The following is a 21014-nucleotide window of genomic DNA, read 5'->3' on the forward strand; positions in this document are numbered from 1 at the left end:
CGTCCGAACAGAAGGGTTCGCCCTATAGCTAGCGGCGGCGTGCGGCCAGCCAAAATTGAATTATTCGATTTTGATGATCGACGCTGTCCATGCTGCGGGCGCGAAAGGCCTGCCAATGCTGCGCAATATCGACATCGACCTGCTGCGCTCCTTCGTCATCATCGCTGAGCTGCGCTCCTTCACCCGCGCCGCAGCGGCCTTGAATCGTACCCAGTCAACGATCTCGACGCAGGTACGGAAGCTCGAGGAGATCGCCGGCCAGACCTTGCTGCAGCGCTCGCCGCAGGAAGTGCTCTTGACCCGCGCCGGCGAGGATTTCCTCGGCTACGCCCGCCGCATCGTCGCGCTCCATGACGAGGCGCTCGACGTCGTCCGTGCCCAGAGCGTGTCCGGCCGGGTCCGGCTCGCGGTGATGGACGACTACGCCACCATCGTCCTGCCTGAGACGCTCGCCCGCTTCGCCCGCTCCCACCCCGAGGTCGAGCTCGAGGTCACCACCGGCTTCACCCGCGACCTGCTCGCCAGTCTCGGCGAGGCCTTCGACCTTGTGCTGGCGACGCAGAAGGCCGGCGATGGCAGCGGCGAGGTCCTGCGCACCGAGCGCACCGCCTGGGCCTGGTCCGATCGGCACGATTTTCCACCCGTCGGCCCTTTGCCACTCGCGCTGCTGAAGGCGCCGAACATGTATCGCGAATGGGCGCTTGCGGCGCTGAACGAGGCCGGTCGGCCCTGGCGCATCCTGTTCTCGTCGTCCAGCATCGGCGCAGTCGAAGCTGTCGCCGCTGCCGGCGCAGCACTGACCGTGGTCAAGGCCGGCACGGCGCGGGAGGGACTGCGCCTGCTCGGAGAGGCGGAAGGCCTGCCTGCTTTGCCGGCTTCAGAGATCGCACTGCATCTCGCGCCGGGGCGACCGACGCCGGCGGTGCGGGCGCTCGCTGGGTTTCTGGCGGAGGCGTTGCGGGCGGAGGGGTAGCCGCGACGCAGAACCCCTCTCCTGGAAGGAGAGGGGCAGGGGTTAGGTATTCGGACTGGAAACATTGGCCTGAACCCGGCCACGCGGTCGGCGCTCGCGGAACTGGTCACAGGGCCTACACCTCACCCTGCCCTCTCGTCCCAGGAGAGGGTTCCCCGCGCCCTTACCGTCATGGTCGGGCTTGTCCCGACCATCCGCGTCTTCGCTGGACACATGCGGTGTTCAAGACGTGGATGCTCGCAACAAGGGCGAGCATGACGGTGGAGGCAACCCGTCTCCACGGGGATAACTCGCCAATCAATCCCCGCCCTCGAAACCTGGCGTATTCTCCTCCCCGTCCCGCCCGACCAAGGGGGCTGTCGCGAGGCATCGTGCGGCCGGGCGGGAGAGCGGTGTCCGTTTTGAACAGCCGTCGCGGGCTGGAATGGCGGAGGGGTCTCGTCCGGGCGAAGCCGGGTCTTGCCCGACCTGAAGGCGGAGCGCGGCACCTCAAAGAGGACCGCGCGCGGGGTTCGGGAGCGGCGAGCATCAGCCGCTTCGACACTCGACATCGACATTCGACACAGCGGCGGAACGCTGCCGCATCCGGACCCCGCGCACCCCTTGGGCTTGCGCTTGCCTTTTAAACCCTCGCGGCGGGAGCCGGCGTGGTCAGACGTGCTTGTTCGATGGCAGCTTGGGAACATCCTCGCCAAAAATTCGTAGTCCGTCTTGCCGCCCTAAAGCTCAAGCCTCGGGCTCAGCACGGAGAACGACGATGAATGTCCGCAAGTTCGCCATCGCCGATGCATCCCTGGAGCGTTCCCCTGGGCAGCAGGCAGAGATGTACGTCGGAAATCTGGTCGACGAGCGTCATGGCGGGCCGATCACCATCGGGTATGGGCGCTACGCGCCTGGCCAAAGCCTCACCGAGACGATGGCGGTCGACGACGTCATGGTCCTTCTGGAAGGGCGGCTTTCGGTCTCGACGGACGCGGGCACGGTCACTGCTGGCCCCGGCGAGATCGTCTACATGCCCAAGGGTGAAGAGGTGACGATTCGATCGCACGAAGAGGGGGCGGTTACCGCCTATGTCACCTATCCGCATTGGCGTCCGGCGCACGCCTAGGCCGCGGCTCCGCTGATGGCCGGAGCCGGCCAAGGCCGGTTCATCACGAGCTTCCGTTTGCGACCCTAGACAGACCGCGAAGGGGCGGCGAAGGCGGTGCGAATGATCGCTCTTCTCGACGAGGGCGTCGCTCATGGCGAGGCGATCGATCGAGGTCATGGTCTCGCCTCCGGCAGCGGGCAGGTCGAGCAATAGCCGAGCTCGGGAATGAGATAGCGGATGCAGCAGACCTTCCGCACCCGCTTCGGGCCGCCGCCATCGTCGGGATAGCGGACAGGGTCGAACAGCGGGTTGGGCCTGCCGTCCGGCAACCGCCTCGTCGCCATCAGCGTCAGCGCATCCTCCACCGCTGGCCGGGCGCCGACCGCTTGCTCGACACGCCTGACGATGAAGTCGACCATGTTGCCCGCATTGCTCCAGAGCACCTTGCGCGAGACGCCGCTCACGGCGGCGAAGGCCGTAATCACGGGAACGAGATGCCCGTCCATCAGCGGCAGGAAGCGCTGGAAGGCGTCTGCCGGGGCCGCGGGCTTGCCTGCGTCGCGCAGATGGATCGATTGCGTCACGCCCTCGTCGGAGAAGATGCAGCCGATCGCGTCGATGCCGACATCGACCTCATGCTCGGCGAGCAGGGCGATCGCCAGGACGGGCGGCAACAGCGTCGCGAAATGCTGCTTGGCCCAAAGCGAAGCCACCGCTCGGCGGTCGGCGCCGGGATAGCGCCGGCTGGCGAAACGGGCCAGCAGTTCCGCCAGGCGCCCGGGATCGACAAGATCGCTGCCCGGCGAGGATGGAGCAAGGTCGCTCGCCAGTGCGAACCTGTCGCCATAGACGGCGAGGTCGCCGCTGAAGAGTGAGGCGAAAGCCGGGATCATCGCTGTCTCCACATCAGCGCGATGAAATAGCTGCCGCCGAGAAAAGTCGCGACCAGCCCCGCCGGTATCTGCCAGGGAAAGGCAACGATGCGGCCGGCGAGGTCGGCCAATACCATCAGCAGTGCTCCCAGGATCGCCGCTGCGACGAGCTGCGGCAGCGGCTGGCGGAAGCCGAGCAGGCGGACGGCGTGGGGCGCCATCAGGCCGACGAAGCTCAAGGGACCGACGATTAGCGTTCCCGTGGCCGTGGCCGCCGCGGTCGCCAGCAGGACGGCAAATCGCGACCAAGCCAGCGGGACGCCGACCGAGCGCGAGGTGGTCTCGCCGAGCGGCAGAATAGTCAGCCAGCGCGCCATCAGCGGTGACGTCGCAAGGAGAAGTGCGACCATCGCCGCGGCAATCAGCGCCTGCTCGGACGTGACGCGATAAGTCGATCCCGCCATCCAGTTGAGAACGACGATCATGCGCGGATCGCCGGTCGCCAGCAATGTCGCCGTCAACGCCGAAACCAGGGTGCTCAACGCGACACCGGTCAGGAGGACATGCTCGGGCGACAAGGCCGAGCGCCGGCCGAGCCAGAGCATCAGGGCGAGCACGGCGAAGGCTCCCGACGTCGCCGCCGCCAGGGTCAGCGCCGTCGTCGGCTGCACGGCGACGAAGAGCACCATGATCAGGCCGAGTGCGGCGCCGGACGAGATGCCGAGCAATTCCGGGCTCGCCATGGCATTGCCGGTCAGGCGCTGGAGCAGCGTGCCGGACATGCCGAAGAGGGCGCCGGCCGCCAGCGCCCCGGCGACGCGTGCCCCGCGCCATGGCAAATAGGCTGGCAATTCGGGGAGACTGCTCCAGTGCCAACCCTCCGGCACGCGCGCCAGCGACAAGGCTATCCAGACGCTCAAGGCGAGCACTGGCAGGGCGCAGAGGATCAGCAGCCATGGCCGCCCGAGCCGCATGGAGATCGGCTCGCTCCGCGCGCGGGGATCGTGGCCGGTGCGCAGCCGCGGCAGCATCCAGAGCAGCAGGCCCGCTCCGATCAGTGAGGTCATCGTGCCGGTCGGCAGGTCGAGCGACGGGCCCAGCGCCTGCAGCGCTTGATCGGCAAGGCTGAGCAGCAGCGCACCGAAAGCAGCGCTCCAGACCAGACGGGAGCCTAATCGCCTCGCGCTCGTTAGCTGCGCCAGCAGCGGACCGGCGAGGCCGATGAAGCCGACCACGCCGACATGCGCGACGACGAGCGCCGAGAGCAGCACCGCCAGGCTCAAGGCGGCAACCCGGGTCAGCGGCAACGACAGGCCCATGGCGCGCGCGACATCATCATGCAACGCCAGGACCGTCAGCGGCCGTATCAGCAGGGCTGCGAGCCCGGCAGCGACCACGACGGGAGGCAGCAAGGTCCGCACGGCCAGCCAGTTGTTCTGGTTGAGCGATCCGGCCTGCCAGACGAAGAGATCGCGCAGCGCTTCCTGGTGGAACAGTGCCAGCATGGCGTTGATGCCGCCGAGATAGATCGTGACGACAAGGCCGGCGAGGATCAGCGCGAGGGGATCGAAGCGCTGGCGCCAGGCGAGCAGCATGACCAGCGCCATGGAGGCGCCGCCGCCGATGACGGCGACAGCTTCGAAGCCGTAGCTGAACAGGCTCGGTGCCCAGAGCGTCGTGGCTGCCAGCGCGAGCTTGGCGCCGGCGAAGACGCCGAGCGTGCCTGGCTCCGCCAGCGGATTGCGCAGCACCTGCTGGAACAGTGCTCCAGCGAGCCCGAGCGCGGCGCCGCAGAGCAAGCCGACGATCAGGCGCGGCAGCATGCTGTGGTGCACGAAGAGCTGACGCAGGTCGTCCGCGAGCGGCGACCAGAGTGCTATCCAGCGCTGTCCCGGCGTGGCGGCGCCCGCCAGCACGAGCCAGAACAGGCCAGCCGCGCCGGCCGCCAAGGCCGCGGCCAGCGATAGCCGCCTTGCGGCGCTGACGTCAGCCATGCGACGCCGCCGTCCCCGAGAGCACGTCGGCGAGTTGCCTGGCGAAGCGTGTCACCGAGACCGTGCCGCCATTGGGATAAATCACCGGCATGCCGAGCACGCGCCCAGCGCGCACGGCCGGCAGTGCGTTCCAGATCGGGCTCTCGGCCAGCCGTTTCATGGCGCGCACGGTCTCGGCGCCGCGCTCGAAATGGATGATCAGGGCGTCGGGCGCTTCGACCAGCCGCTCGATCCCGATCGAGGCCGTGCCCCAGATATTGGCGCGCCCGGTGAAGGCATTGCGCAGGCCCGTCCGGACGAGCACGTCGCCGACCATGCTGGCATCGCCGAAGATCGCGGTGCGCCGGCCATCCTCGGCGAAGCGAAGCAGATAGGCCGGGCGGCCGGCATGGCTCCGCAAGCGCTTGGTCGCCTCCGCCAACGCCGCATCGGCCTCGCGTTGCAGCGCCTCGGCCTCCGCCTGGCGGCGGGCGAGCCCGGCGATGCGCGCGAGGAGCTCGCGCGTGAAATCGAGCGGACCCTGGCCGCGCGCGAAGGTCGGCAGCCAGGTCACCGGCGCGATGCGTTCGAGCGGTTGCAGCGCCGAAGCCTGCCACGACGCGGCGAGGATCAGGTCGGGCTTGAGATACTGCAGCAATTCGAGGTTCGGCTCGGTCAGCGGCCCGAGATCGACAGCATCGGCCGGCGCGGCCGGAACGCTGACCAGCCGCTGGTAGAGCGGCACATTGGCGATGGCCGTCGGTTGCGCTCCCAGCGCCAGCAGCATCTCGGTGAAGGAGAGGTCCATCGAGACGATGCGCGGACTGCCCTCGCGCGCCAGAGCGGCGGCCGGCATGAACGCCGCCGCGCCGGCCGCCAGGAGCGTGCGCCGGGAGAGCACGCCGCGCTTACCAGCGATAGCTGAGCGAGGCCGAGACGGTGCGCGGATCGCCGTAGCGGCAGCCGGTCGAACCGGCGCAGGTCATGTACTGCTTGTCGAGCAGGTTCTTGGCCGAGACCTGCAGCACCATGCCCTTGAGCGCCGGCGTGAGCTTCTCGAACTCATAGCTCAGCATCGCGTCGACGACGGTGCGGCCCGGCACGTCATAGGCGAAGCCGATCAGGTTGGTGCCGCTGAGATAGCGCACGCCGCCGCCGAGCCGAAGGCCCGGCAAGCCGATACCTGAGAGCTCGTAATCGGCCCAGAGTGCGACGGAGTGATAGGGCACCAACTCGACCCGCTGCCCAAGAGCGGTGGGATCGTTGCTCTTGGTGGTCCGCGCATCGGTATAGGAATAGGCGGCGACGAGATTCAACCGGTCGAAACTGGCCTTGGCCTCAAGCTCGACCCCGCGCGAGCGCACCTCGCCGGTCTGGACCGAGAAGGCGAACGGCGCCACCGGGTCCGGTGTCAGCGCGTTCTTCTGCTTGAGGTCGTAGACCGCCGCGCTGAACAGGAGGTTCGTGCCCGGCGGCTGGTAGCGAATGCCGGCCTCGTACTGCTCGCCCTCGGTCGGCTTGAAGGCGTTGCCGAACCTGTCCGTCTGGATCTGCGGCTCGAAGGACTGGCTGTAGCTGACATAGGGCGCAAAGCCGTTGTCAAAGAGATAGACAAGGCCGGCGCGGCCGGTGAAGGCGCTGTCGTCGAACTTCACGGTGGTGTTGTTGGCGTATCTGCGGATGCGGGTGTCAGCCCAGTCATGCCGGCCGCCAAGGACGACCACCAGTCTGTCGGCGATCTTGATCTGGTCCTGCAGATAGACGCCGTACTGGTTGCTGAGATTGTCGGTGCCGGTGTCGACCGTGTTCAGCGTCGGATACGTCGTGCCGTAAACTGGCGCGTAGATGTCGCGTAGCGGCCCGACAGTGCCGTTCCGCCTGTGCGAGTCGTAAGTGCGCCGGTAGGTGTCGAGCCCTCCGACCAGCGTATGCTTGACCGGACCGGTGTCGAACTTGGCTTCCAGCGAGGTGTCGGTGGTGAAGCCGGTCGAGGTCTCGTCGCGGTCGCTGACGCCGCGGTTGAGCGTGCGGCCATTGGCGGCGAGGCTGCCGAACGTCAGATAGTCCCAGGCCAGGTCGGCGTGGAAATAGCGCAGGCTTTGGCGGAGCTTCAGGCTGTCGCTGAAGCTGTGCTCGAACAGGTAGCCGAGCGCATATTGATCGCCGTCGTAGCGGTCATAGTTCGGCTCGCCGATGAAGAGGTTGCGCGGGATCTGGTTGAAGCGCGTGTTGGCATAGGGCATCGGCGGCGCAAAGCGCGTCCGGACCCGCTGGTAATACCCGAGCAGAGTCAAGGAGGTCGCAGCGCTAGGCGCCCAGGTCAGGGCCGGCGCGATATAGATCTTGTCGTCCTTGACATGGTCGACCTGCGTCTCCGATTTCCGCACCAGGCCGGTGAGCCGGTAGGAGAACTGGCCGTCTGCGGTCAGCGGGCCGCCGAGATCGGCCGAGATCTGGCGCCGGTTGTAGCTGCCATATTCGAGATTGACCTCGCCGAAGCGGGCCGGCGTCGGGCGCTTGCTGATCGCGTTGATCGCGCCGCCCGGGGAGAGTTGCCCATAGAGCACCGAGGCAGCGCCTTTCAGCACCTCGACGCGCTCCATCCCGTAAGGCTCCTGGCTGCCGTCATAGACGTTCGATTGCAGTTTCATCCCGTCGCGCAGGTTGCCGGTATTGCCGGTGGCGACATTGAAACCGCGGACCATGAAATCGTCGGCGATGCGGGTGAAGAGCGAGGATTGCGACGTGACGCCGGCGGTATAGCTCAGCGAGTCCGCGACCGACTTTGCTCCGGTGTTGCGGATCTGGTCGCGGGTAACGATCGAGATCGACTGCGGCGTCTCGAGCAGCGGCGTGTCGGTCTTGCTGCCGCTGGCGCTACGCGTCGCGACATAGCCGTTGACCGGCCCCCAGGCCGTCTCGCCCTGCACCTCGATGGTATCGAGCGAGACCTGTCCGCCCGCCTGCGAATAGGCGGCAGCGACGCCGGGCCGCTCGATGGTCACACTGCCAGGCGCCGTGAAACGATAGGTCAGCCCTGTGCCGGCCAGCAGGGTCGCGACGGCGGCTTCCGGCGTGATCTCTCCCGCTACCCCGGAGGTGGTCTTGCCCTTCGTCAGCGGAGTCGGGAACACGAGGCGCAAGCCGGCTTGCTTGCCGAGCATGAGCAGAGCCTGTTCGAGCGGGCCGGCCGGCACCGAGATCGCCATCGCCCGGCGCTGTTGCGCAGCGGCCGGAGCGGTGGCAGCAACCGTCACCGCCGCCAGCGACACGCCCACCGCCGCGGCTCGCAGCGCCCTGAATGTAGCCTTGCGCACCGCGCCACCCGTCACCATCGCGACCCTCTTGCACCAGCCCGGGCGCGCCATCTGCGCGCCGTCCCAATGGGTAAGAGTCCGACGCGTCCGCACTCCTGACCTCGGAGACGAAATTTTTTCAGTGGGAGCGCACGATCACCATCAGGCCGGTCAGGCGCGTGATGCTGACCGGCAGGCTGGCCTCAAGCGTCGCCAAGGCGTCGTCGGTGTCGGCGACATCGAAGACACCTGAGATCCGCTGGCGGGCGGCGCGTTCGTCGAGGACGAGGATGCGCCCTCTCCGATAACGGCTGAGCGTTGCCAGAACCTCCGCCAATGGACGATCGGAAAAGACGAGCTTGCCATCCTTCCAGGCAATCTGCTCCGCGACGTCAGGACGCGAGAGGACGAGTCGGCCATCGCTGCCAACAGTCGCTTCGTCGCCTGCTCGCAACTCGGCCTGCGCTTGCCCGCTACGCACGGCGACGCGGCCCTCCTCGACTGCGACGTCGGGCCCGTGATCGTCATGCGCCAGCTGCATTGCAAAGCGGGTCCCTAGCGCTGTCGCTTCGAGCGTCTCGCCCACCGCGACGAAGGGACGGGCCGGCATCGGCGCAACCTCGAAATAGGCTTCGCCACGCAAGAGCTCGACCTGGCGGCGTGAGCCATCGAAACGCAGGCGCAGCGCCGTATCGGTGTTGAGGATTGCTCGTGACCCGTCCGGCAGCGCGACGCTCCGGATCTCGCCGACGCCCGTGCTGTGATCGGCCTGAAGCCGATCGACCCATCCCGACTGCGAAACGCCCAGCCCAGTCGCGGCCAGCAAGAGCACTCCCAGGCCCGCAGCGGTCCGCGCACGACGCGCAGCGCGCAGTTTTCGCAGGCGGTTGCTGGGGACAGGGGCATCCTTGAGCTCACCCCAGAGCGCGGAGAGGTCCTGATAAGCCTCCGCGTTCTTCGGATCGCGGGCGCACCAGGCGGCGAACCCCTCCCGGTCGGCCGCCGTCGCATCGCTCGACTGCAGGCGCGCGACCCATCCGGCAGCCTCTTCGCTGCGGCGCTCCTCCTGCGATCGATCGTCCGGTTCAGCCATGCCCGTTCCTGCCGCGCGACCAACCACGGCGTGGCCTCTTGCGAATGCTTCTATCCGAGGTAGAGCGTGGAAGCCGCCAGCTCCTGACCTGGGTTCAGGAGAAAATCTCGTCGCGGATGTCGCGGCAGCGCAGCAACGCCTTGATGATGTGCTTCTCGACCATGTTGCGCGAGACGCCCAGCAACTGGGCGATCTCACCATTGGCGAGGCCATGCAGGCGGCTCAGGATGAAAACCTCCTGGCAGCGGGGCGGAAGCGCCTCGATGGCCGCTGCCATCATCAGGAGAGCCTGCCTGCTCTGGACGACGCGTTCGGGGCCCGGCGCCTCCTCCGCACGATCCTCGACCTGCGCATCCACGAGGAACAGCGCATTGTCGAGCCGCGTCCGCTGCGTGCTCGCCCGCGCCACCGATTTTGCGATCTGGAAGAGATAGGCCTGCGGGTTCTCGATGACCGTACGCGGCGCGATGTCGAGCAGGCGCACGAAGGTTTCCTGCGTCGCGTCCGCCGCATCCTCGCGGTTGCGCAGACGACGCATGAAGAAGCGCCGCAGGCGCCCTTCCTCCACGCGGTGCAATATCTCGAAGGCAGCGACATTCATCGGCGCGAACCTCACCCGCTCATGCACTTCGCCGGCGTGCACACGCGAAAACCAGTGGCCGAGATCGGCGCGACTGCACCGGTATCGGTCCAACGAACAGGCATTCAACGACGTCGACATGCAATCGCAGCCGCGCGCAGCACGCATAACGACTTCGAAAAAGAGACGCAATCCCAATGATTTAGAGAGATTCTAGACTGAGGTCGGCGACTATTTTCTGGCGCGAAACAAGCCGCGGCGCAGCCTCATCATTCGTCAAGGCGAGCGACCATTTGTGAGAGCGTGATGCGGATATCCAGGTTCCTTGTTGCGACGGCTGCAGCTCCCGATAGAGCGCGTCGGTCAAAGCATCGAGCGAAAGGCTGGGGCCGGCCGCTGTCATCGCCGCGACGATATCGGCGCCGGTTTTGCGCGGCAACAACGCCGCGGGCGCTATTACCGCGCGCGGGAGCGCGGGTCCGAGGCGTCGCGCAGTGCATCGCCGAGCAGGTTCAGCGCCAGCACCGTGACGAGGATGGCAAGGCTCGGGAAGACCGCGAGCCACCAGGCGTCCAGGATGTTCTCGAAGCCCTCGCGGATCATGGCGCCCCAGGTCGGCGCCGGCGGCGGCACGCCGAGCCCGATGAAGCTGAGCGAGGCCTCGGTGCGGATCGCCGAGGCCAGCCAGAGCGAGCTCATCACCACCACGTCCGAGATCATGTTCGGCAGGATGTGCCGCGTCATGATCCGGAACGGCCCGCAGCCATAGGAGCGACTGGCCTCGACGAAATCGCGCTGGCGCAGCGTGATCGTCGGCGCACGGGCGACGCGGGCGAAGGGCGCGACCTCGGTCACCGCGATGGCGATGATCAGGTTCTCCAGGCTGGCGCCGAGCATGGCCGCGATCATCAGGCCGAGCAGCAGGGTCGGGAAGGCGAGCAGCACGTCGAGCACGCCCATGACGAGCTGGTCGAAGACGCCGCCGATATAGCCGGCGAGCACGCCGATCGCCGTGCCGACCAGCATCGCGATCAGGATGGCGACGAAGCCGACGAAGAGCGAGATGCGCGCGCCGTAGATCAATCGCGAGAGCACGTCGCGGCCATAGGAATCGGTGCCGAGCCAGAATTCGGCCGAGGGCGGCTCGAGCCGCGCGACGATGTTCTGCTCGAGCGGATCATGCGGCGCGAGCCAGGGCGCGAAGAGCGCGACGAGGACGATCAGCGCCAGCAGGACGAGCCCGACCCAGGCGAGCCGGTTCTGCGTGAAGGCGAGCCAAAGGCCGCCGGGCTGGATCGCGACTGGGGTGTCGGCGGCGCTCATGAGTATTTCACCCTGGGATCGACGAGGCCGTAGGCGAGATCGGTCAGCGTGTTCACGACGATCACGCAGATCGCGAAGATGATCATCAGCCCCTGCAGCAGGGTGTAGTCGCGGGCATTGAGCGCGCCGATGATCAGCTTGCCGAGGCCCGGCCGGTTGAAGATGATCTCGGTCAGCACGGAATTGCCGATCAGCGTGCCGAAATAGAGCCCGACCACGGTGATGATCGGGATCAGGCCGTTGCGCAGGGCATGGGTGACGACGAGCTGGGTCGGGCCGACGCCCTTGGCGCGGGCGGTGCGGATATAGTCCTCGGTGAGCACGCCGAGCATCGCGGCGCGGGTTACCCGCATCACATAGGCGGTCATGATGATGCCGAGGTTTAGCGCGGGCAGGGCCAGCGCCCGCATCCGCTCATTGAGGCTGCCGGCGCCGCTGGTGTTGCCGAGCACCGGGAACCAGCCGAGCTGGATCGAAAACACGATCAGCATCAGGATGCCGGAGACGAAGGCCGGGAAGGACAGGCCGACCAGCGAGACGACGCGCGAGACATAGTCGACCCAGCCATTGCGGGCGAGCGCGGCAGCGATGCCAAGCGGCAGGCCGAAGACGAGGCCGATCGTAATGGCGGCGACAGTCAGTTCGATCGTCGAGGGCAGGACGAGCAGGACCTCGCGGATGACGCTGCGCCCGCTCGACAGCGACTGGCCGAAATCGCCGGTCAGGATCTTGCCGAGGAAGCTGAGATACTGGACGTGGACCGGCTGGTCGAGGCCGAGCTTTTCCCTGAGCGCGGCGAGCGAGGCGGCACTGGCCTGGTCGCCGAGGATGACGGAGGCCGCATCGCCCGGCACAAGGCGGACCAGCACGAAGATCGCCGTCAGCATCACGAACAGCGTGGGGATGGCGAGCAATATGCGCCTGACCAGATAGCCGATCATGCCACCGCCCTTTCCTGCATCAGTCGCGCCGGCGCGAAGGCGGCGATCTCACGCCGTGTTCGGCCCTCGCAGACGAGCTCGGCCAGGATCGAGCCGACGACCGGGACGAGCTGGAAGCCGTGCCCGGAGAAGCCGAAGGCGTGGACGAGGCCCGGCGCGTTCGGCGACAGGCCGACGACCGGAAGGCGATCCGATGTCTGCGCCTCGATGCCGGTCCAGCAGCGCGCGATGCGCACGCCCTGGACAGCCGGGAAGAGATCGCTGGCGGCCCGCGCGCCCCGGGCGAGGTTGCGGAAGTCGACGGTGCTGCGCTCGCGGTCGAGATCGGCCGAGCCCTGCAGGCCGCCGCCGATCACCAGCGTGCCCTGGCCCGCCTGCTTGAAGGAGAGGGCTCGGCCGACGACGCTGACGACGGGATCGAGCAGAGGGGCGAGCCGCTCGGTGACGATCATCATCGACGCGCGCACGCCAAGCGGGATCGCATCGCCGAACAGCGCCGCGAGCCGGCCAGCCCAGGCGCCGGCGGCGTTGATGACGTAAGGCGCGCGAAAGCGCCTGGTGCCGCAGACGAGCAACCAGTCGCCGCCCTGCCGATCGACCGCCTCGACGCCGCAGCCCTCGGCGATCACGACGCCCTCGGCCTCGCACGCGCGGCGGAAGGCGGCAACGGTGCGATGGGGATCGGCGGCGCCGTCGCGCCGCGCCACCAGCGCGCCGACGCAATGCGGGCTAAGCGCCGGCACCAGCCGACGCAATTCGGCGGCGTCGATGATCTCTTCATGGCTGTAGCCGAGGGCGCGCGTGCGCGCCTGCCGCTCGATCAAGGCGGGCATATGCTCTGCCATCTCAGCAACGCGCATCTGGCCATGGGCATGGAAGCCGCAATCGTCGCCGACGATCGCCTCGATCCGGTGCCACATCGCCATGGCCTCGAGCGAGATCGGGATCTCGGCGATATCGCGGCCGAGCGTGCGCACGCCGGCGGCGGTGGCGCCGGAGGCATGGCGGCCGGTCCAGCGCCGCTCGACCAGCGCGACCTTGCGGCCGGCGCGCGCTAGATGCAGCGCGGCGGAGAGTCCGTGCAGGCCACCGCCGACCACGACGACGTCGAATGCAGCGGCGTCCGTCATGCCGTCGGCTCCTGCTCGTCGAGGCTGGCGAGCTCGCCGAGCGTCACCGGCTTCAGCGGCGGCCTGATCCGGTAGAAGCCGACCTCCTCGACGGAACGGCCCTGCGCGGCCGCGACGATATGGGCCATTGAGTAACCGCATTGGCGGCCCTGGCAGGGACCCATGCCGGCGCGGGTGAAGGCCTTGAGCTGGTTGGGCCCGGGCCGCCCTTCGACCGCACGGGCGCGCAACTCGCCGGCCGTGACCTCCTCGCAGCGGCAGACCAAGGTCTCGTCCGGCGGCGAATAGAGCTGCGGACGTGGCGCATAGAGCGCATCGAGGAAAGGCCGCAGCGCGAGCGCGGTGGAAAGGGCACTTCGCTCGGGTACAGCGGCGGCTTCGGCGGTGGCGTCATCGAGCCGGCCGAGTCTGGCGGCAACCCGCAGCGCCGCGAGCCGGCCGCGTGGTTCGGCCGCCTCGGCCCCGCCGATGCCGGCGCCGTCGCCGGCGACGAAGATACTGGCCTGCGAGCTCTCGCCCCAGCCATCGAGCACCGGGACATAGCAGTGCTGGCCGGCATGCCAGTTGACCGCGCAGCCGAGCGCGAGCGGTGCATGGATGTTCGGCACCACGCCCTCATGGACGAGCAGCACATCGGCGGGAACCTCGGCTTCCTGCCCGGCCTCCGCGCGATAACGCAGGCGCTGGAGACGGCCGTCGCCGTCGGCACGGAGTTCGGTGACATGGCGGATGATGGGGAAACCCGCGCGCCGCAGCGCCAGCGACCAGGACAGGCCCTTGATGAGATCGCCGAAGCGTCCGAGGCCCTGCGGCAGATGGCGTAGAGCAGCGCTAACGCGCCCGCGCGGGGTCGTATCGAGAAAGCCGGCGATGCGGCCTCCAGCAGCCAGAAGCTGGGTCATGTAGAGCAGCGGCAGCGGTCCGCAGCCGGCGATCCAGACCGGCTTTTCCGGCACGGAGTCGGCGGTCTTCAGCAGGATCTGCGCAGCGCCGACGGTCAGCACGCCCGGCAATGTCCAGCCGGGGAAGGGCATAGGCCGTTCCTGCGCGCCGGTGGCGAGGATGATCGCCTGCGCCGTCACGATGCGGGCCTTACCGCCTCGCGTGATGAAGGCGCGGAAGCCCGGTTCGATCTGCCAGAGCTGGCTCTCGGGCTCGTAGACAGCGCCGCAGGTGCGGAAGGCAGCGGCCCGTTCGGCGCCGGCAAGGTAGCTCTCGCCGAGCCGTTTGGCGCGCGGCGTCGCGGCGACCGTCTCGATGCCGCGCCAAATCTGGCCGCCGGGCGCCGGTTGGTCGTCGACGACGCGGACGGAGAGACCGTGGCGGCGGGCGGTAACGGCGGCGGCCATGCCGGCCGGGCCGGCGCCGACGATCAGGAGATCGGTGTGGTCGCTCATGCCGACAGGCTCCTTCGACCCTGCTGGCGGGTGATGCGCATGCCGGCGGCGACCGGTGTCAGGCAGCTCTGCACCGAGCCCTGGCCGTCGATCTCGACCAGGCATTCGAAGCAGACACCCATCATGCAATAGGGCGCGCGCCGGCTCTGCGAGACCGGCGTGGTCCGACTCCAGCCTTCCTGCTGGCGCAGCAGCACCGCGGCGACGCTTTCGCCGAGTTCGGCAGCGACCGGGCGCCCGTCGATGAAGATGGTGACCGCCTGCGGCCCCGGATCATGCAGCTTGCGGAACATCGAACCGACTCTGGTGGAAGGGAGAAAAGCGCTCGGGCAGTGCGCCCGCGGCGATGGCCGCGGCAAGGTCCTCGGCGTGGAAGGCGGCGAGCGTCACGCCGGAATGGCAGAGCGCGACGAAGGCGCCGGGATGGCTCTGCGACTGCGCATAGATCGGGTAGCCATCCGGCGTCATGATGCGCAGGCCGGCCCATTGCCGGACGAGGCCGACCTTGGCGAGCGCCGGGACGATCTGCACCGTCTTGCGGCTGAGTCGTGCCGCGGCCTCGCCGGTGGTCGAGACGTCGAAGCCGGGATCATCCTTGGTCGCGCCGATCATCACCGTGCCCTCGCCGGTCTGGCGCAGGCCACTCGCCGGCAGCGGCAGGAAGGGTTCGAGCCGCTCGGTGACCAGCACCTGGCCGCGCTCCGGGCGCAGCGGCACGTCGAGTCCGACCTGACGCGCGAGTTCAGGCGAGCCCAGCCCGGCGGCGATGACGATGCGCGGCGCTGTCAGTGTGTCGTTGTCGAGCACGAGCTTGAAATCGGTACCGGAACGCTCGATCCGCTCGACCCGGGCGCGATGGCGCAGTACGCCGCCATGATGCAGGACGCCGGCATGCAGCGCGGCGAGCAATCGCAATGGATTGGCGTGCCCGTCGCGCCGGCCGAAGCTGGCGCCGGCGACATCCGGACCCAGCGTCACCTTGGGCAGCAGCTTATCCAGCGCCGGGCGGTCGAGCATTTCCCAATCCGGCTCGCCGTCGCCGCGCTGGTTATGGAGGCGTAAGAGGTCGAGCTTGCGCTTCTCGAAAGCATCTTCGCCCAGGCAGAAGGCGAGGCCGCCATTCTGCTCATAGGCGAGATCGACCGCCGTCTCGGCGTCGAGTTGTTCGGTGAAGCCGCGCCAGAGGGCGATGCTGTCGCGGGTCAGGGCCTGATAGGCCGGCATGCCCAGGCCCTTGCCCTGCAGCCAGACCAGCCCGAAATTCGCCCGCGCCGCGCGGAAATCGCCGTCGTCGCCGTCGAGCAGCAGCACCTTCTCGCGCTTGCGGGCAAGGCCGCAGGCGATGGCGGCGCCGACCGTTCCCCCTCCGATGACGATGATGTCCGGTCGCATGAGATTCCCTCGTTGGCTTTGACGTTAGGGAGCGACATTGTATTTCGTCAAAGTCGTTTTTCTCTACGGTCTATTCCCAGGGGTTATGCAATGGTGAGACGGCTCAACCTGCGCCAGGTCGAAGCGTTCAAGGCGGTGATCGAGTACGGCACCGTCAGCCGCGCGGCCGAGATGATGAACGTCTCGCAGCCGGCGATGAGCAAGCTGATCGCGCATCTTGAAGAGGACACGGCCTTGCGCCTGTTCGACCGGGTCAAGGGTCGGCTGGTGGCGACCCGGCGCGGCATGCGGCTCTATGAGGAGATCGACCGGATCTTCGCCGGCGTGCGCCAGGTCGAGAATGCGGTCGAGGCGATCCGGCGCGACGAGCAGAGCCGTCTCCTGATCGGCGTCATGCCGGCGCTCTCCGGCTCCTTCATCCAGGAGGCGACCTCGCGCTTCCTCGCAAGGCAGCCGGGCGTGTTCTGCTCGGTCCAGTCGCGCAGCTCGCAATGGATCGCCGACGCGCTCGTCACCCACAGGCTCGATGTCGGACTGATCATCGCCCCGGTCGACAACCCCTATGTCGCGGCCGAGCCGATGATGGGCCATCCGGTGGTCTGCATCCTGCCGCTCGGCCATCCGCTCGCCGCGAAGGAGGTCATCGTCCCCGCGGATCTCGCCGGAGTTCCGTTCATCTCGTTCGATCCGGAGAGCCACACCCATCGCAGTATCAGCCGGGTGCTCGAAGGCCACGGCGTCACACCGGAGGTGGTGATGGTCGCCAACGTCTCGCCGACCCTGTGCGAGTTCGTCGCGGCCGGTGTCGGCGTCTCGCTGGTGCATCCGCTGATCGTCGGCGGCTTGCGCGACAAGATCGCGATCCGGCGCTTCGAGCCGGAGTTCCAGCTCGATTTCCAGCTCTGCCGCAACCGCGACAGCCGCAATGCCAGGCTGGTCGCCGCCTTCCTGGAAAGCGCGCGCGAGGCGGCGGCGGAGATCTCGCGGACTATCTTGACGCCGAATCCAGCCTGATTTTCGCGAGGCTTGGAGCGTGCTGCGTTTTCATGGAAACAGCCGTCATTCCGGGCTCAAGCCGATCGGCCTGCCCCGGAAAGACGGCGCGGTTCTCTACGCAGCTTGGTCTAGCGCGCCTTCAGCGTGGTCTTCTCGGTGATCGGCGGGGCGAGGTTCAGCGTGCCCTTCAGCTCATAGCCGAAATCGAGCTTGTCGCTGCGGGCCCAGACCTGGCGCAGTTCGAACAGCGGGACGGCGCAGACATCGTCCATGATCTTGCGCTGCGCCTCCTTCCACAGCGCCTTCTGGGCATCGGCGCTCGGCGCGACCCTGGCTTCCTCGATCTCCTTGTCGGCGATGGCACAGTGCGAGAAGTTCGTCGCGGCAGTCGGCGTGCCGACGATGGCCCGCGAGTGGAAGAACTCGCTGAGATAGGTGTCGGCGATCGGGAAGCGCGCCGCACCGTAGAAGACGAGGCCGCTGAGGTTCTTGCGCGATTGGCTCTGATAGGTCGCATGGTCGACGACCTGCATCTCCAGCTTGATCCCGGCCTTGGCGAGCTGCGCCTGGATGATCTCCATGAAGGGCTGCTGGGCCGAGATGTTTGAGACGATCGCCTTGATGGTGATGCCGTCCTTATGGCCGGCCTCGGTCAGCAGGGCCTTGGCCCTGGCGAGATCGAAGCCATAGCGCACCGTGCAATCCTCGCCGAGATAACCGGGCGGGACGACGGAGCAGCCCTTGGGGCCGACATCCTTGCCGACGAAGCGGACGAGGTCGTCGACATTGACGGCGGCGGCGATGGCGCGGCGCACGCGGATGTCGTCGAGCGGCGGCTGACTGCGGTTGATGTGCAGCAGACGGTATTCGCCGGGCTGGAAGATCTCGACATTGAAGCCGGGGCGCCGGCGGGCGGAATCGACCCAGCGCTGCTCGCGCTTGGCGTGGAACAGGTCGAGCTCGCCGGAGGTGAAGGCGAGCTCGCGCGCGCTGTCGGAGGGGATGGCGCGCATCATGATCGTGTCGATCTTCGGCTTGCCGCGGAAATAATCGGGGTTGGCGGCGAGCTTCACATATTGCTGGGTCACCTGCTCGACGAAGGTGAAGGGGCCGGTGCCGACGGGCTTGGCGCCATAGCGGTCGCCCAGTTCCTCTCCGGCCTTGCGGCTGACGATGTTGCCGCCATGGTAGTTGGAGACGCGGCCGAGGAAGTTGACGTCCGGGTATTTCAAGGTGACGCGGACGGTGAGGTCGTCGACCTTCTCCACCTTGTCGATCGCCGAGAAATCCGAGGAGAAGGTCGAGCGCTTGGGATCGGCGGAGCGCTGCAAGGAATAGACGACATCGTCGGCGCCGAGCGTGCCCCAGTCGCCATGGAACTTGACGCCCTTGCGCAAGTGGAAGGTCCAGACCTTGCCGTCAGGGGAGGTTTCCCAGCGCTCGGCGAGATCGGGCTCGAGGTCCTTGGGGTCGGCGCTGCCCGGCTTGAAGCGGACGAGCCCGTTATAGAGCCAGCCGACCAGCGCCTTGTCGTCAGTTGCGCTAGCGCGGTGGGCGTCGAGGGTCGAGACATTGCTGGCGCCCGAGCTGACCCTGAGGACCGTCTCCTGGGCACAGGCCTGCCCCTGAAGGCCCGCGAACAGCATCAGGCTCGCAAGCCCGGCGACATGCGTTTTCATGGTGTGATCCCCTCGATCATTCTTGCCGCGATAGTGGGGATCGGCCTCCCAGTCTGTCCAAGTCGAAATCCGGGATCGAGTATTCTCTGTGGTTATGGCGTGTGCAAACGGCAGGAGCGCTCAATATTTTATCACGCAGCCTGCTGACATCCGCCACGCTCTGGTTATTCTGATCCGGCTTTTGAACGCGGCCCACCGGCTGCGGGGTGGGCGTTCGTGCCCAGTCCGCAGCCTTTGATCAGATCGCAATAAAGGACCTGGCATGACCTCTCCGATCCTCTCGGTCTCGAACCTGACGACCTCCTTCCGGGTCGAGGGGCTCTGGAAGCCGGTCGTGCGCAACATCTCCTTCGACATCAAGCCTCAGGAAACGCTGGCGGTCGTCGGCGAATCCGGCTCCGGCAAGAGCGTGACGGCGTTGTCGATCATGCGGCTGACCCCGCCGAGCTCGAGCAAGATCGAGGGCTCGATCAAGCTCAACGGCAAGGAGCTGCTGACCCTGCCGGATGCGCAGATGCGCGAGATCCGCGGCAATGACATCGCGATGATCTTCCAGGAGCCGATGACCTCGCTGAACCCGGTGCTGACCATCGGCTTCCAGATCGCCGAGGCGCTGATCCTGCATCGCGGCCTGTCGCGCTCCGAAGCCGAAGCCGAGACGGTGCGCCTGCTGGAGAAGGTCAAGATCCCGGCGGCGAAGTCGCGCTTCCACGAATATCCGCACCGCTTCTCGGGCGGCATGCGCCAGCGCGTGATGATCGCGATGGCGCTGGCCTGCAAGCCCAAGCTGCTGATTGCCGACGAGCCGACGACGGCGCTCGACGTGACGATCCAGGCGCAGATCCTCGAGCTGATCAAATCGCTGCAGGAGGAGGAGGGCATGTCCGTCCTCTTCATCACCCACGACATGGGCGTCGTCGCCGAGATCGCCGACCGTACCGTCGTGATGTACAATGGCGACGAGGTCGAGACCGGCGCGACCGAGGACATCTTCGCCAATCCGCAGAAGCCCTACACCAAGGCGCTGCTCTCGGCCGTGCCGCGACTGGGCTCGATGATCGGCCGTAAGCGGCCGATGCGCTTCCCCGTCGTCGATCGTGCGACGGGCCTATCGGATGTCCCCACCGAAACGCCGGACACGGTCCAGGCAGCGGAGCGCCCGGTGCTCGAGGTCGCGGGGCTTACGACCCGCTTCGAGATCCGCTCGGGGCTGCTCTCCTCGGTCAAGGGCCGCGTGCACGCGGTCGAGAACGTCTCTTTCAGCCTGAAGGCGGGCGAGACGCTGGCGCTGGTCGGCGAATCCGGCTGCGGCAAGTCGACGACCGGTCGCTCGGTGCTGCGCCTGGTCGAGCCGCTCTCCGGCTCGGTCCTGCTCGATGGCGTCGATGTGCTGAAGCTCGGCCAGAGCGAGTTGCGTGAGCAGCGCAAGCGCATGCAGATGATCTTCCAGGATCCGTTCGCGTCGCTCAATCCGCGCATGAACATCGGTGCGGCCGTGGCCGAGCCGCTGTTGATCAACAATCTCGCCACCCGCTCGGAAGCGCGCGACAAGGTTGCCGATCTCCTGAAGCGCGTCGGCCTGCTGCCTGACATGGCGAGCCGCTTCCCGCACGAATTCTCCGGCGGCCAGCGCCAGCGCATCTGCATCGCCCGCGCGCTCGCGGTCGAGCCGCGTCTGATCGTGGCGGACGAGGCGGTCTCGGCGCTTGACGTCTCGGTCAAGGCGCAGGTGGTCAACCTGATGCTTGATCTGCAGGCCCGCATGGGGCTGGGCTATCTCTTCATCTCGCACGACATGGCGGTGGTCGAGCGCGTCAGCCACCGGGTCGCAGTGATGTATCTCGGCGAGATCGTCGAGATCGGCCCGCGCGAGGCGATCTTCGGCAATCCGCAGCACCCCTACACCAAGCGGCTGCTGGCGGCGGTGCCGATCGCCGATCCGGCAAGGCGTCTGGAGAAGCGGCCGGTCTCGAACGACGAGATCAAGAGCCCGATCCGTCCGGCCGACTACGTCCCGCCGGTGCGCCAGTATCGCGAGGTCTCGCCCGGCCACGCCGTGATGATCTGGGGCGAGGAATGGGAGACCAAGCCGCTGATCGCCAAGGTGGCGTGAGCCGCTCCAGTCCGGCCCGCACAGTTCGCACCGGTCAGCTTGCACCTAGCTGGCCGGTGACGCGCATGGCTGAGCGGCGATACGCTCTCCCGTCTGATTAGTCCCTTTAATCAACTGGGCTCCAGCTGCGCAGGCTGGCATGCCGGACGATCTCAGCCTATGCCAA

At 67.5% G+C, this 21014-nt stretch carries 18 protein-coding genes; 4 read left to right on the forward strand and 14 right to left on the reverse strand.

The genetic code is table 11. The annotated features are described in order from the left end of the window. The first annotated feature begins 73 nt into the window (after positions 1-73). Together BLM15_RS25035 and BLM15_RS25040 are read left to right on the forward strand one after the other, a co-directional pair. A complete protein-coding gene (locus BLM15_RS25035) occupies positions 74-973 on the forward strand; it encodes a LysR substrate-binding domain-containing protein (protein WP_126115293.1) in 900 nt (299 codons plus the stop codon). A gap of 757 nt (positions 974-1730) precedes the next feature. Beyond that, the gene (locus BLM15_RS25040; protein WP_126115294.1) at positions 1731-2081 is read left to right on the forward strand and encodes an ethanolamine utilization protein; all 351 of its coding nucleotides are present in this window, start codon (positions 1731-1733) and stop codon (positions 2079-2081) included. A gap of 155 nt (positions 2082-2236) precedes the next feature. Here BLM15_RS25040 and fhuF read toward each other — a convergent pair whose 3' ends face one another. The 13 genes from fhuF to BLM15_RS25105 form a co-directional block, all read right to left on the reverse strand. Next, entirely contained in the window at positions 2237-2956 is a 720-nt protein-coding gene (fhuF, locus tag BLM15_RS25045; protein WP_126115295.1) for a siderophore-iron reductase FhuF, read from the reverse strand. Next, positions 2953-4929: a Fe(3+)-hydroxamate ABC transporter permease FhuB gene (fhuB, locus tag BLM15_RS25050; protein WP_126115296.1), complete on the reverse strand. Its 1977-nt coding sequence runs from the start codon at positions 4927-4929 to the stop codon at positions 2953-2955. Before fhuB ends, fhuF begins: the two co-directional genes overlap by 4 nt. Beyond that, entirely contained in the window at positions 4922-5809 is an 888-nt protein-coding gene (locus tag BLM15_RS25055; protein WP_126115297.1) for an ABC transporter substrate-binding protein, read from the reverse strand. The genes fhuB and BLM15_RS25055 overlap by 8 nt, the downstream gene beginning before the upstream one ends. Positions 5810-5816: 7 nt before the next feature. After that, positions 5817-8318 carry a TonB-dependent siderophore receptor gene (locus BLM15_RS25060; RefSeq protein ID WP_206438566.1) on the reverse strand — a complete coding sequence of 834 codons (2502 nt, stop codon included), beginning with the start codon at positions 8316-8318 and terminating at the stop codon, positions 5817-5819. A gap of 25 nt (positions 8319-8343) precedes the next feature. Continuing rightward, positions 8344-9297 carry a FecR family protein gene (locus BLM15_RS25065; RefSeq protein WP_126115298.1) on the reverse strand — a complete coding sequence of 318 codons (954 nt, stop codon included), beginning with the start codon at positions 9295-9297 and terminating at the stop codon, positions 8344-8346. Between the two features lie 94 nt (positions 9298-9391). After that, entirely contained in the window at positions 9392-9898 is a 507-nt protein-coding gene (locus BLM15_RS25070) for an RNA polymerase sigma factor (RefSeq protein WP_126116352.1), read from the reverse strand. Between the two features lie 181 nt (positions 9899-10079). Beyond that, the gene (locus BLM15_RS25075; RefSeq protein ID WP_126115299.1) at positions 10080-10316 is read right to left on the reverse strand and encodes a hypothetical protein; all 237 of its coding nucleotides are present in this window, start codon (positions 10314-10316) and stop codon (positions 10080-10082) included. Between the two features lie 17 nt (positions 10317-10333). Next, positions 10334-11200, reverse strand: coding sequence for an ABC transporter permease (locus BLM15_RS25080; RefSeq protein WP_126115300.1), 867 nt, complete (start codon positions 11198-11200; stop codon positions 10334-10336). Beyond that, entirely contained in the window at positions 11197-12141 is a 945-nt protein-coding gene (locus BLM15_RS25085) for an ABC transporter permease (RefSeq protein WP_126115301.1), read from the reverse strand. The genes BLM15_RS25080 and BLM15_RS25085 overlap by 4 nt, the downstream gene beginning before the upstream one ends. Next, positions 12138-13271 carry an NAD(P)/FAD-dependent oxidoreductase gene (locus BLM15_RS25090; protein ID WP_126115302.1) on the reverse strand — a complete coding sequence of 378 codons (1134 nt, stop codon included), beginning with the start codon at positions 13269-13271 and terminating at the stop codon, positions 12138-12140. Before BLM15_RS25090 ends, BLM15_RS25085 begins: the two co-directional genes overlap by 4 nt. Next, positions 13268-14668 (reverse strand): FAD/NAD(P)-dependent oxidoreductase, encoded by a 1401-nt coding sequence (locus BLM15_RS25095; RefSeq protein WP_126115303.1) that lies wholly within the window; start codon positions 14666-14668, stop codon positions 13268-13270. Before BLM15_RS25095 ends, BLM15_RS25090 begins: the two co-directional genes overlap by 4 nt. Next, positions 14665-14961 (reverse strand): (2Fe-2S)-binding protein, encoded by a 297-nt coding sequence (locus BLM15_RS25100; RefSeq protein ID WP_126115304.1) that lies wholly within the window; start codon positions 14959-14961, stop codon positions 14665-14667. The genes BLM15_RS25095 and BLM15_RS25100 overlap by 4 nt, the downstream gene beginning before the upstream one ends. After that, positions 14942-16060, reverse strand: coding sequence for an NAD(P)/FAD-dependent oxidoreductase (locus BLM15_RS25105; protein WP_126115305.1), 1119 nt, complete (start codon positions 16058-16060; stop codon positions 14942-14944). The genes BLM15_RS25100 and BLM15_RS25105 overlap by 20 nt, the downstream gene beginning before the upstream one ends. Before the next feature lie 90 nt (positions 16061-16150). Between BLM15_RS25105 and BLM15_RS25110 the strand changes: the two genes are divergently transcribed. Then, entirely contained in the window at positions 16151-17074 is a 924-nt protein-coding gene (locus BLM15_RS25110) for a LysR substrate-binding domain-containing protein (RefSeq protein ID WP_126115306.1), read from the forward strand. A gap of 110 nt (positions 17075-17184) precedes the next feature. Here BLM15_RS25110 and BLM15_RS25115 read toward each other — a convergent pair whose 3' ends face one another. Continuing rightward, positions 17185-18735, reverse strand: a complete 1551-nt coding sequence (locus BLM15_RS25115) for an ABC transporter substrate-binding protein (RefSeq protein ID WP_206438567.1) — start codon at positions 18733-18735, stop codon at positions 17185-17187. A gap of 262 nt (positions 18736-18997) precedes the next feature. Here BLM15_RS25115 and BLM15_RS25120 point away from each other — a divergent pair, with 262 nt between their 5' ends. Further along, entirely contained in the window at positions 18998-20848 is a 1851-nt protein-coding gene (locus BLM15_RS25120; protein WP_126115307.1) for an ABC transporter ATP-binding protein, read from the forward strand. The last annotated feature ends 166 nt before the right edge of the window (positions 20849-21014 follow it).

It is taken from the genome of Bosea sp. Tri-49, assembly GCF_003952665.1.
Taxonomy (GTDB): domain Bacteria; phylum Pseudomonadota; class Alphaproteobacteria; order Rhizobiales; family Beijerinckiaceae; genus Allobosea.